The sequence below is a fragment of the Mesotoga sp. HF07.pep.5.2.highcov genome (genome assembly GCF_003666285.1).
GTDB lineage: Bacteria > Thermotogota > Thermotogae > Petrotogales > Kosmotogaceae > Mesotoga > Mesotoga prima.
Genome location: NZ_JFHJ01000034.1, coordinates 1 through 10898, shown reverse-complemented (window position 1 = coordinate 10898; position 10898 = coordinate 1). Strand labels below are relative to the sequence as shown.

Sequence of the window (10898 nt, the reverse complement as noted above, 5' to 3'; positions counted from 1 at the left end):
CCCAACATGAGAACCCCCATTGTTGTTTCGACGGCCGAAACGACATGATCCTCGTAGTTTCCGGCAGCGTGATTCAGAAGTGCGGTGCGAAACTTGACAGAGATTGCCTCAGGAGTGTCGAAAGACGGATTTTGAAGATTTCAGAGTATATCTGAAGAGAGAGAGACTGTACAGTCTTATAGATAGATTCGTGCTACTCTTCTTTCTTATGTAGTACTCGAGAATGATCATCGTCGAAACAGACTGAGAGATGACTGACGCAACGGCCGCTCCCACGATACTCATTCCACATCCGAAGATGAAAACAGGAAAGAGCGCAACATTGAGAAGGACTCCAGAGACCATAGCAACCATGAATTTCTGGGCGTTGCCCTCCACTCTTACGAGATTGTTCATGGTCATGTTCATCATGGTAAATATCGACCCCATAATGATCATCTTTGTGTATTCTCTCGTGTACTCCATAATAGTCTCGGTAGGCCCGAAAGCGGTAAGAAGAGGGTCCAGGAATATCAGTCCAGGTACGGTGAAGGCAGTTCCCGTTGCAAAACTTGTGAAGAGAGCCGTGGATGCCGCCTAATCGGCTTGCTTCTTATCTCCGGCGTTCAGTTGACGCGAAACATTTGAAGCGGCTCCTACACCGTATGTCAGGCCAACGGCACCTGTAAGATTGAATATTGGAAAGGCAAATGAAACTGAGCCTACGGAGCTTGTTCCTATCCACCCAATGAAGAAAGTATCGACAGAATTGTAGAAAGAATTTCTCAACATTGCAATTATTGAAGGAATCGAAAGATCTATGAAAAGCTAAGGGATCTTCATCTTCCCCATCGACCCTCGCTCTTTCCTCGGAACTTCTTAATCTCAAGAAAAACCGCCATTTCAGAGACTACCTGCTATCATAGTACACTAATCGAGTCCATTTGACGGGCATGGAAGGAACGGAAAGCCAACGAATCTTGTTTGCGCGGTCTTTCCGAAGTATTCTCATTAACTTAGAAGCAAACGTAGCCCTTCAGTTCCTATTTCGGGGTTTATACTCTCGTTGCGATAGTAAAAAAACCTCTTAGCAAATCGTCGTTGCATAAAGCGATCGAACCGATAAGAGACCTAATTGGCCCGAGGAGGAGATTACTGAGAAGAAAGAAGGTATTATCAGCTTTCTCTTAGTCTCACTAATACTTTTGGCGGATCGGTCTTTTCTGAAGAACCGATAGACGAGATGTACGAACCTACTGTTGAAGAAACATTCAAAGAGATTCACTGAAAAAAGAAAGCATGGAGGCGAGAGGATTCTACAGAGAAGGAGAGGAAAGCTGAGATCCCCAATTCTACTATTTTGCATCTTCAGCAGCTTTATCTAGGGAAGGAGATGAACCCGTAGAAGAAGCCGACGGCTGCCCTTCAATCGTTTCTTACGTTTGAGGGGCAGCAGTTTAAGATGGAAGAGCAATGATGCCCGAAAATAACATTTTATGCCAATTAATCAAAAAGAAATTTCACTTGACCGAGATAAGGAAAATAAGATCTATGTTGGCTTATGAACCTCTGTCTCTCGTTTCACCTTGCAATCGTGAAGTACATAATCAGTCCCACAACCACCGTGATGCCTATAATCAAAGGAATAATCGCAAATCAAAACATCCTCTCACCTCCATCGAATTCATATGGCACTCAGTTTTCTACTCTCTTTCATTTCTAATCCTTCCTGTTCTTCAACTGCTCTTCAAATTGCGGCCAGATCTCTTCAAGTCTTTCAGAAGGAGTCTGTCGGATCAATCTCGATTCAAATTTTAGAGATTCCCTTTCCACTCCGAGCATCTGCCAAAACTCTCTCTTGAACTGCACGAAGTCAAACCTCTCGCCAAGAATTTCTCTTGCTTTGTCTTCATAATGCAGAAACTCGAGATACTTTGTGTTGAATGAATGTGTCTCTTCGCCTTCTTCAACATCTATTTCTTCACCAAGGAAAAGAGATTTCAGATACTCCAGATTCCTTCTTATAAGACTCTCAGCGACGATTCCAGAGTGTCCAGAAATTACGGTCTGACACGACATCTTAAGTACAGTCTTCAAACTCTCCGTGAAGGTTACCAGATCGCTCCAGAGAGTTAGTGGTAAAGGATCTTCCACAAGATCTCCTACGAAGATCACCGAATCTCTTCTGTCGATGCATACAGAAGAACAGAGAGTGTGCCCCGGCAAATAACGAAACTCTATTTCGTCATCTTCAAAGACTAACCTATAGCTGAAGGTGACATTGGGAAGTCTCTTCAAAACATCTCCGTCTCGAAATCTTTCCAGATTTTCGAAATCGTACTCCCATCTTTCTTCCATTCTTCTTCTTGCAAGTTCATGAGCGACGATTTCGCACCCGTCGAACGCTCCGTTTCCCCAGACGTGGTCGTAGTCAGAATGTGAGTTGAAGATTACGAGATCCTTTCTGGGGCTTTCTTTAATTCGATCCTTAACAACGTTCATAAACCGACTTCCTAGAAACGTGTCACACAAATAAAAGCGATCTCCGCCTTCTATCAAATAGACGGATGTTTCCCCACCCATCGGTGAATCTTCGTCTTGAAAGGTAAACAACACTCCCCTTCTGCCGACTGTCCGAATCCTCAAGGGTCTCCTCCCTGTTTGACCGCGGCAAAGATTCGGGCTATAGAGGAATCAGCATGGATCTTCAACGGAATCGCGAAGATTTCCAGTTCTTTCGAATTCGACAGGTTTTCAAGACCGGTAAGATTCTCTGCGATGAAGCAGCCTCCACGGAAAAGAATTCTGTGGATATCGTAAGGGTATCGATCCGGAGAAGATGAGTCGAAACCAACCATTCTCGTTTTACGCTTTACCAGAAATTCGGCCAGATCGGAAGTCAGGTATGGGTTCTTCAAGAAATAGTCCTCGCTACCAAACAGGGAATCCCTTCCAGTCCAGAAAAGAACAACCGAGTCTTCGGAGATCGCTTCTTCATATTGCGGCTTAATTGTTATCTCTGTTTCGCCCCTCACATCTAGGAGAACTCCCTTGCCTATAAGTCTATCGATCTCGATCTGATCTACATAGAGATTTGATTGGGTGAGATGCATGGGACCGTCTATATGGGTTCCCGAGTGCATACTTATTTCAAGTCTGTGGTTGTTGTATCCATCTTCGCTCAAGGCTCTCGACCTGTGGAGCCTCGTCTGATCATCACCTGGATAGACCGGCTGATTGTCTTCGATTACTCTTGTAAGATCGACATATCTAGTCAAAGCATCACCTCGCTATTATTACACGAAAATACAACAACTACAGAATAGCACAGCAAAGGCCTTACAGAGCGAAACAAATCAAAGGTAGTTTTCTTTAATGAAGCAAAGATCTTTATTTGAAATCAATAGATTATATGATATGATTGATACATTCGAAAGAAAAAGGAGGAGATTTGTATGAGAAGAATTCTTGCTTATCTATTAGTACTCCTCTTCGTTGTGTCGTCTGCATCGTCTCTAATCGGTTCTTCATTGGACGTAGCGAAGGAGATAGCGGAATCGGCAAACGAGCGGATCGAATCGCTAATTGAGACCGCCATAGAGAAAGCAGAGTGCTTTACAGAGCGTTTTGAAGAAACCGGTCTTTCTCTGGAGGCCTATGAGAATCTGATCGACGATCTGGGGAACGATCTCGTGAACACGGCTCTACGCATTTCACAAAGTGCCATTGAGAAAATCGAAGAGATCGGTTACAATGCTATTTGTTACTATGTGCCGGTAAAACTCGGTTACAAGATCTTCATGGTCGATCCCATTCTGATAATCGACGACTAGAAGGGCCAAATAAACTAATCGTGCCAGAAATGCCGTAGTCATCTACGGCATTTCTGATTAGCTAAAACCTTCAGAGTATATGTGATACACTGTATTTGAGCATTAACGTATTCTATAGGCTTTATTTTTGGGGGAAGAGATGGAAGGTTTCAAAGTTTGCAAGTCAAGCGAAACCATCGAAACGGTTGCCCAGAAGAATTCTTCGCTCTCTCTGCTGGCTCACGGCGATGGCGTAGAGATTTCGATGTATGAATTGCGCTCCGGAGTTGTAACGTTCCTGGATACATTTTCGGGCGGGGACCTGCTCGAATTCTACTACATCATAGAGGGAACCATTTCGTGCAATTACTCCGAAAAAGAAGTCAATTTAGGACCCGGAGACTACTTTTATGCCCACAATCTCAAGTCTCCTGTCGAACTAAAGCCCCAGACGGACGTTAGGTTGCTTCATGTATCTTCAAGACCGCTGTTCAAATACATAAGCAATAATATGGCGGTAATGAAGGATATTCTTTCCAAAGTGGAGATTAAAGACTCATACACTCATGGCCACGGAAAGAGAGTGAGAGATGTTTCTCTGGCAATTGCAAGAAAACTTGGCGTTCCTTCAGAGAAACAGGAAGTTATTGCGATGGGAGCTTTGTTCCATGACATCGGAAAGATTGAAATAGACGATTCGATATTGAAGAAACCCTCTCGATTGAGTAAGGAGGAGTTCGAGATAATCAAGCTTCATCCAGTTACTGGTTGCGAGATGGTTAAGGGGAACTTCCTTGAAGAGACCCAGGACATAATAAGGCATCATCACGAGCGACTTGACGGGTCGGGCTATCCCGATGGGCTGAAGGGGAGCGAATTATCTCTGGAGGCTAGAATCGTCGCCGTTGCAGATTCATTTGACGCCATGACTTCAAAGAGACCGTATAGAGAGGCGATGAGCTGCAATGAAGCCCTTCAAGAGCTCAAGTCCAAAGCCGGCTTGCTGTACGATTCCAAAGCCGTCAAGGCTCTTGAGGAATGTATAGACGAGGGCCTAATATAGCTGCAACCGAGCATGAAAATCCTTTCTTTCCCGACTTCTTTCCGCAGAGTAATCGACTAAATAAACATCAATTCACATACTGGCTGGAAACGAGATGTTTCATCGTTTTGAAAACGCTGAGTTCTCAAATCCCGTTGCTGATATAATCTCTTTAGAGGTGATCTAGATGGGAGAGTTTTCAATCGTTGCTACAATAAATGAACGTAGACTTCTCAAGTCGATTGAAATGTCGGGAGCATCGGCCATACGTTTCAATTCCTCTCACGTTTCTCTTGAAGAGCTTCAAAAATTCATCTCTTACTACGAGGATAACTGTGCTCTTCCTCTGTATATCGATCTACAGGGTGCCAAGCTTCGGCTGTCCAGAAGTCAGCCGATAATGGAAGTGAAGGCTGGTGAACAGGTTGTTCTTGGCTGCCAGTCCTCTCAACTAAGAAGCATAGCGGTTGATCCCAGAACCCTTTCATACCTCTCTCCCGGAATGAGGGTCTCAATAGAAGACGGCAGGATTGAACTGCAGGTACTCAAACTCGAGGCAGATTTTGCAAGAGCTATGGTTCTGAGAGGCGGCGTTATTCGACCGGCCAAAGGTATGAATATCTCTCCCCATCCGATAAACCAGATAGAACTCTCCTCGAGAGATTCTGACATCGTGCTTGCCACAAGGAAGTACGGCTTCGTTAGATATGCGCTCTCCTTTGTTTCCAGTCCAAGCGAGGTAATCGAACTGAAGGAACTCTCCGGAAGAGAAGTAGCTTCCAAGATCGAAAGAGAGCTGCCGTTTTCCAGAATAGAGGAGATCTCGGCTTCAAGTGACGAGATCTGGTTCTGTAGAGGTGACCTCGGAGCCCAACTAGGGGCGAGAGGCCTCGTAGATTTCTATACATTCTTCTCGGATAATCTCCGTAAACTCTACAAACCTGTGCTCATGGCTGGTGAAGTTCTTGAACACATGGTAGATGCACCCTTCGCCACCAGGAGTGAGCTTTGTCATCTAAAGGACATTCAAAGGCGAGGATTCGCGGGAGTGGTTCTCTCAAACGAAACGGCTTACGGTTCCTTCCCGATAGAGACCATAAAGACGGTTCTGGAGGTCACATCGGATGAATGAAATTGTAACAGACATTGCTAACTCGCTCTCTCTACCGAGATGGAAAGTGGAAAGTGCCGTTGAATTGCTGGAAGAAGGAAAGACTATACCATTCATTGCCAGATACAGAAAGGAAAAGACCGGTGAATTGAACGAGATACAGTTAAGAGAAATCTCCGATGCACTTGAATATGCAAAGAAGCTTCGTTCCAGAAAAGAAGAAGTTCTCAGAATCATAGAAGAAAAGGGCAAACTCACTGAGGAACTGAAAGCCGCCATCAATGATGCAAAAAACCTTCAGCTGGTTGAGGACTTATACCTTCCCTTCAAATCGAAGAAGAAAACCAGAGCGGACAAAGCGAGGGAAAAGGGGCTACAACCGCTGGCAGATTTCCTGAAGACATCAAGGATCAAGGACGAAACCTTTATCGTTACTTTTGTCAATACCGAACAGGAGATATTTCAGATAGAAGAGGCTCTAGAAGGAGCCAGGGATATTCTCGCCGAAGAGTTCTCCCTGGAGATATCCGTGAGGGAAAGGCTGAGAAATCAACTTAAGGAAAAAGGGACAATCAGAAGCTCTCATTCAGATAAGCAGGACGAGCGCGAGGTTTACAGGGACTACTACGATTTTTCTCAACCGATCTCTAAGCTGGCCGCTCACCAGATTATGGCTCTTTTCAGGGGAGAACGGGAGGAGATTCTCTCGTTGAAGCTGGAGTTACCCTTCGATATTCTGCCTTCTCTGAGAGACTCGATAGGGTGGAAAGAGTATCTTGCTTACTATGAAGAACTGGTAGAGGCTTCGTCGGATTCTTACTCTAGATTGCTCATGCCTTCTATTGAACGAGAAGTGAGAAACATGATAAGAGAAGAGGCTGAGGGAAGGGCGATCCATGTTTTCGCCAGAAATCTCAGGGATCTCTTCCTCCAGCCTCCTCTCGGGGAAAAAGTCGTAATGGGTATCGACCCGGGTTACAGGACAGGATGCAAAGTGGCGGTAATTGGAAAGGACGGCTCTCTTCTCTATCATGATGTGATATATCCGACCCCACCTCAGAACGACTACATAAACTCTTCGATGAAAGTGGTTCAGGCCATAAAAACCTTAGAGGTTGAACTCATATCTATCGGCAACGGTACAGGTTCCAGGGAAACAGAGGCCTTTGTAAGCAGACTGATAAAGGAGCACAAACTTCCGGTCAAATATATGATTGTAACGGAGTCGGGCGCTTCGGTCTACTCGGCCTCAAAAGTTGCGATTGAGGAGTTCCCGAACGAAGACGTAACAACAAGAGGAGCGATCTCGATTGCGCGGAGGGTTCAGGACCCAATGGCCGAATACGTGAAAATCCCTCCGGAGGCTATTGGTGTCGGCATGTACCAGCACGATGTAAATCAGTCGGAATTGAAGAAGACGCTCGACAGAGAGGTCGAATCCGTTGTGAATCTAGTAGGCGTCAGTCTAAACACCGCATCGGAACATTTACTCAAATACATATCTGGATTGAACTCAAGAGCGGCCTTGAACATTGTAAAACACAGGGCGGAAAACGGAGGGTTCAGGAACAGAAAGGAACTGCTGAAGGTCTCCGGTCTAGGCCCAAAGGCCTTCGAGCAGGCGGCCGGTTTCTGTAGAATCATCAATGGATCAGAGGCTCTCGATGGGACTTCCGTTCATCCCGAAAGTTATGAGATTGCCAGGGCTATCCTCAAGAGCGCTGGCTTCAACCCTGAGGAGTTGTTCACGAGAAAAGAAGAAGTCTCGGCAAAACTCGACGGGATCGATCTCGACGCTTTTTCTAAGGATAAGGGATTCAATCCGATAACCGTGAGAGAAGTTGTAGGCATGCTGAAAAAGCCGGGTTTGGACCCCAGGGAGGAACTCGAAAAACCGATCCTTAGAACGGATGTCCTTTCAATGGAAGACCTGTCCACGGGGATGGAACTGGAGGGGACTGTTCGAAATGTCGTAGATTTCGGAGCCTTTGTTGACATAGGGGTCAAGCAGGATGGGCTTATTCACAAGAGCAAGATGGGAAGAAGGGTTAGAGACCCTCTCGAGGTACTGAGCGTGGGCCAGATTGTGAAGGTAAGGGTCCTGGAAGTCGACACGAAGAGAATGAGGATAGGACTTGAACTTCTCTCAAATGCCAGCAGCACTTGATCTTCATAGGCTGAAGACTTTGTGAAGCCCTTTGTTCGCATCTAATCTTTCTAGGCATTGAACCTCTGAATCTCGAAAGAAATCCCGCGAAAGATTGACCCCGTTGACTCCCTATCGCAACCGAGATCAGCTGGCCAGAATCATTATTGTCGCTCTCCGAAGATAATCGTTCCCAGTCTAACCATATTTGAACCCTCTTCGATCGCTACCTCGTAGGAATTGGACATTCCCATCGACAGGTACTTCATCTCGACTCCTTCGATCTTCTCTTTTGAGATCTCTTCGAAAAGTCTTCTCGTAAGCCTCAAACTAGGTCTTATCTCTTCAGGATCCTCTGTGAAAGGCCCCATAGTCATTAGACCGACCACCGCAATATTCTTGAGCGGTGAGATTTCGGTTATCAGCTGTAGAACATTTTCCGGCAAGACACCGGCCTTGTTCTCCTCCTTGCCGCTGTTAACTTCGACCATGACCGGCATCTTCTTACTAAGGTATGAACATCTCTTGTCTATCTCCTCTGCGAGCTTGAATGAATCTATGGTCTGAATTATATCGAATATCTCTATGGCCCTCTTCACTTTGTTTCTCTGTAAGTGCCCAATACAATGCCATCTAGCTTTGTTGCCTATGGCTTCGAACTTTCCTTCTGCCTCCTGAACGTAGTTCTCACCGACATCTTTCAAGCCACTTTCCAGAATCTCCAAAATTTCTGAAGCGGTTCTCGTTTTCGATGCAGCTACAATTGTAACATAATCAGGTATTTCACTTCTCAGCCTTTTCACATTCTCAGCAATCATCTTCGGACCCCCTTTTAGTAAATTATATTGCATCGAATCCCATTGTGTTTGAGCTAAGACGAAAGTCGTGATATTATTCAAATTGCCGGGGTGAATACTTAGTAGGAGATGGTGTTATGAGTAAGGGCATCGCATGGTTATTGGTTGTATTGATTTCGGCGGCTGCAATCGTTAATCTCGCAACAACAGTTATTACATCAAACAAACTCTTGGAAGAGATTTCGACAGTTCGCACCGACCTTTTCACTCTCAAATCGAGAGTTGCCTCTCTCGATACAGTTGTATCCGATATTCGAAACCGAATCGAGCAATCCGGTGATGTTGTCAAATCGGTTCACTTCACCAGATCTTCGACAACTCTTGAAAAAGTAGCACTCAAGGCCTCAGTTACTCTTTCTGAATTCACTGAAGGAAGTCAGTTGTTTCTCAATATAATCGATGAAGATGCAGAGGTTCGTTCTTATGAGCTCAAATCAGAGAACGGTGTCTTTACTGCCATGATCGAGCTCTTGCCTGGTGAAACATATCACGGTCAGGTTAGAGTTATAGATGGAAACAAAGAGACATTGAGCAACGAATTTGCCATTCCTCACGATCTTTACAACGTTCAGCGCTATCAACTGCTTGGACATGCCTGGCTTCTTGAAACGGACAAGATCCACTACTCATTTGATCTCTACACGCACTATTGCAGAGATGAAGAGCTTAGAATTTCTGAAGTGGCAATAAAGGTTGTCGAAGGACAGGATACGAGAGAGACTCTCTTTCTACCGTTAGGCAATTCGCAGGAATTAGCAAAAACTGTCTATTATGAGGCCGATAGAGACGCATCACCAACTTTTGTAGCAGAAATAACCTATGGCTTTGGAGAGTCGAAGACTGAAGAGGTGAAGATAAATTACCATTTCTGACAATTAGAGTCAAGACTTTTGTTTGATAATCTTCCCTGCTTGGATACAATCTCAATATAGTAGGTGAGTAGATTGCAAAGACGAGAATGGCTTGAAAGATATAGAAATGATGTACTTGAGCAAACCTGTACCGGTTTAGAAATAGACAAGTCGCAACTGCAGGACTTTATTCTTAGGATGACTGGCTTTCTTGAAGAGTCGAACATTATCGCCGATTTTGGCTGTCATGCACAGGACTTCTGGCCCTTGTTGAGAGAAATGAAACTGAGAGTTGTGGGCGTTTCCTGCAGTAAGGCTATAAAACAGACGCAGGGAATCCGAGTCATGAACATTGGGTTTTCAGACTTTAATTTTCTCGGTATCTTTGAGGGGTTTGTCGCCTCAGGAATACTTCAAAACCTCCACCCCGAATTATGGTCAAAAACGCTTCTAAGGATCTCTCGATCCGTTAAGACCAGCGGTGTAGGACTCCTGGTAACCGGTATAGGCAATGAAAAAGAGTCAAAAAAGAGATGCGAGACTCTTAAGAAAAGCGGCCTTCCCGTCGTCATTGGCGAGTATATAGATGACGACGGGAACTACAATTTCAGACCCTTGAAGAGTTGGTACGATCAATGGCTTAAAAACGCAGGCTTCTACGTTTTCAGAGAAGAGATGATCCGGGATACTGTCTACTCGCTCATAAAGAAATAGAGAAGATCTTCCATGTCTTGCAAAGAGATCAGAGCTCACTATTTTGGAGACCAGTGCCCCTGAAATTCACTGGCTCTTGAACAGGCAAGAATAGCTGCCGACTCTCTCGGCTTGAATTTTGTAAAATTCGATCTCTTGGGAACTATTTCCGATCTTCCCTTATTTTTCCCCTTTACTTTGATTTACAGTGATCTAAAGATCGCCGGTCCAGTTCCTTCTGACTTTATTGTTGACGTACTTGAAGGGCGAAAGACGGTTAGACCTTTCGGGGATGCAAAGAGAAGACCCGCGAAAAACTGTGATCGGATTGAAACACTTTCAAGGGAGTCGTTGAGGGATGCGTGCCTTGTGTGCACTAATGGAACGGGAAATGGCTCCGAAAAAAA

The 10898-nt window shown here is 44.9% G+C and carries 10 protein-coding genes and 1 pseudogene; 7 read left to right on the top strand and 4 right to left on the bottom strand.

Annotated features, from left to right (window positions below):
* Window positions 1-108 precede the first annotated feature (108 nt).
* The 3 genes and pseudogenes from BG32_RS17005 to BG32_RS00700 all read right to left on the bottom strand — a co-directional run bounded on the left by BG32_RS17005 (window position 109) and on the right by BG32_RS00700 (window position 3257).
* Window positions 109-771 (bottom strand): annotated as a pseudogene (locus BG32_RS17005) (MATE family efflux transporter).
* 927 nt (window positions 772-1698) lie between these two features.
* A complete protein-coding gene (locus BG32_RS00705) occupies window positions 1699-2595 on the bottom strand; it encodes an MBL fold metallo-hydrolase (protein WP_259459409.1) in 897 nt (298 codons plus the stop codon).
* 26 nt (window positions 2596-2621) lie between these two features.
* Window positions 2622-3257 carry a cyclase family protein gene (locus BG32_RS00700; protein ID WP_121510277.1) on the bottom strand — a complete coding sequence of 212 codons (636 nt, stop codon included), beginning with the start codon at window positions 3255-3257 and terminating at the stop codon, window positions 2622-2624.
* Between the two features lie 177 nt (window positions 3258-3434).
* Here BG32_RS00700 and BG32_RS00695 point away from each other — a divergent pair, with 177 nt between their 5' ends.
* From BG32_RS00695 to BG32_RS00680, 4 genes are all read left to right on the top strand, one after another.
* On the top strand, window positions 3435-3812 hold the full coding sequence (locus BG32_RS00695; protein WP_014731310.1) for a hypothetical protein: 378 nt from the start codon (window positions 3435-3437) through the stop codon (window positions 3810-3812).
* 139 nt (window positions 3813-3951) lie between these two features.
* The gene (locus BG32_RS00690; RefSeq protein WP_121510276.1) at window positions 3952-4854 is read left to right on the top strand and encodes an HD-GYP domain-containing protein; all 903 of its coding nucleotides are present in this window, start codon (window positions 3952-3954) and stop codon (window positions 4852-4854) included.
* Between the two features lie 166 nt (window positions 4855-5020).
* Window positions 5021-5965, top strand: a complete 945-nt coding sequence (locus BG32_RS00685) for a pyruvate kinase (protein WP_099773101.1) — start codon at window positions 5021-5023, stop codon at window positions 5963-5965.
* Window positions 5958-8111, top strand: a complete 2154-nt coding sequence (locus tag BG32_RS00680; RefSeq protein ID WP_121526222.1) for a Tex family protein — start codon at window positions 5958-5960, stop codon at window positions 8109-8111. The genes BG32_RS00685 and BG32_RS00680 overlap by 8 nt, the downstream gene beginning before the upstream one ends.
* A 143-nt stretch (window positions 8112-8254) precedes the next feature.
* Here BG32_RS00680 and BG32_RS00675 read toward each other — a convergent pair whose 3' ends face one another.
* Entirely contained in the window at window positions 8255-8908 is a 654-nt protein-coding gene (locus BG32_RS00675; protein ID WP_121526221.1) for a YggS family pyridoxal phosphate-dependent enzyme, read from the bottom strand.
* A 116-nt stretch (window positions 8909-9024) separates the two neighbouring features.
* Between BG32_RS00675 and BG32_RS00670 the strand changes: the two genes are divergently transcribed.
* The 3 genes from BG32_RS00670 to BG32_RS15700 all read left to right on the top strand — a co-directional run.
* Window positions 9025-9819, top strand: a complete 795-nt coding sequence (locus BG32_RS00670; RefSeq protein WP_121510273.1) for a hypothetical protein — start codon at window positions 9025-9027, stop codon at window positions 9817-9819.
* Window positions 9820-9891: 72 nt separating this feature from the next.
* Window positions 9892-10512, top strand: coding sequence for a hypothetical protein (locus tag BG32_RS00665; protein ID WP_121510272.1), 621 nt, complete (start codon window positions 9892-9894; stop codon window positions 10510-10512).
* Between the two features lie 111 nt (window positions 10513-10623).
* Window positions 10624-10898, top strand: a 275-nt coding sequence (locus tag BG32_RS15700) for a hypothetical protein (RefSeq protein WP_259459407.1), incomplete at its 3' end; no start/stop codon positions are given.

What these genes read in the sequence shown, in the direction of transcription:
- BG32_RS00695 (WP_014731310.1), top strand. Translation starts at nt 3,435, where the DNA reads ATGAGAAGAATTCTTGCTTATCTATTAGTACTCCTCTTCGTTGTGTCG.
- BG32_RS00690 (WP_121510276.1), top strand. Translation starts at nt 3,952, where the DNA reads ATGGAAGGTTTCAAAGTTTGCAAGTCAAGCGAAACCATCGAAACGGTT.
- BG32_RS00685 (WP_099773101.1), top strand. Translation starts at nt 5,021, where the DNA reads ATGGGAGAGTTTTCAATCGTTGCTACAATAAATGAACGTAGACTTCTC.
- BG32_RS00680 (WP_121526222.1), top strand. Translation starts at nt 5,958, where the DNA reads ATGAATGAAATTGTAACAGACATTGCTAACTCGCTCTCTCTACCGAGA.
- BG32_RS00675 (WP_121526221.1), bottom strand. Translation starts at nt 8,908, where the DNA reads ATGATTGCTGAGAATGTGAAAAGGCTGAGAAGTGAAATACCTGATTAT.
- BG32_RS00670 (WP_121510273.1), top strand. Translation starts at nt 9,025, where the DNA reads ATGAGTAAGGGCATCGCATGGTTATTGGTTGTATTGATTTCGGCGGCT.